Source organism: Streptomyces sp. CO7, assembly GCF_053474865.1.
Genome location: NZ_JBRIOU010000003.1, coordinates 63,737 through 64,588 on the forward strand (window position 1 = coordinate 63,737; position 852 = coordinate 64,588).

Annotated in this window: 1 protein-coding gene; it reads right to left on the reverse strand. The window is 75.2% G+C overall.

All coding sequences use genetic code 11. The features are described 5' to 3' along the window. On the reverse strand, nt 1-744 hold a 744-nt coding region (locus tag ACOV8S_RS10160; protein WP_448317465.1), incomplete at its 3' end, for an ABC transporter ATP-binding protein. Nucleotides 745-852: the final 108 nt, after the last annotated feature.

Genomic DNA, 852 nt, shown 5'->3' on the forward strand with positions numbered 1-852 from the left:
GCCTGCCAGGCGGCCCAGCTCGACCACCGGCGGGAAGACGGGGGAGGCGGCCATCACCTCGGCCGGGGCGCCCACCACCGCGGCCTCACCGGGGGCCGGCAGCAGCACCACCCGGTCCGCGTAGTGCACGACCCGCTCCAGCCGGTGCTCGGCCATCAGCACCGTGGTGCCCAGGTCGTGCACCAGCCGCTGCAGCACCGACAGGACCTCCTCGGCGGCCGCCGGGTCCAGCGCGGAGGTCGGCTCGTCCAGCACCAACACCCGCGGGTGCGGGGTGAGCACCGATCCGATGGCGACCCGCTGCCGCTGCCCGCCGGACAGCGTGGAGACCGGCCGCTCCCGCAGGTCGGCCAGACCCAGCAGGTCCAGCGTCTCCTCCACGCGGCGGCGCATCACGTCGGGGGCCAGGCCCAGCGACTCCATGCCGTAGGCGAGTTCGTCCTCGACGGTGTCGGTGACGAAGTGCGCCGTCGGGTCCTGCCCCACCGTGCCGACCACGTCGGCCAGTTCACGCGGCTTGTGGGTGCGGGTGTCGCGTCCGGCGACCGTCACCCGGCCGCGCAGGGTGCCGCCGGTGAAGTGCGGCACCAGGCCGTTCACCGCGCCCAGCACCGTCGACTTGCCGACGCCCGACGGGCCCACCAGCAGGGTGAGTTCGCCCTCGGGGATCGAGAGGTCGAGCCCCCGGACGGCGGGTTCGCGCGCGCCGTCGTACATGACGGAGACGTCCTCGAAACGGATCACGGTCGTCGGTCCTTGCCGTTCGGTACGGAGGCGGGCGCGGGTGCGGAGGTGCCTGCGGGCGCGGAGGCGGAGGTGCCTGTGAGGGCGGCTGCGGCCGCGGGGGCGGCG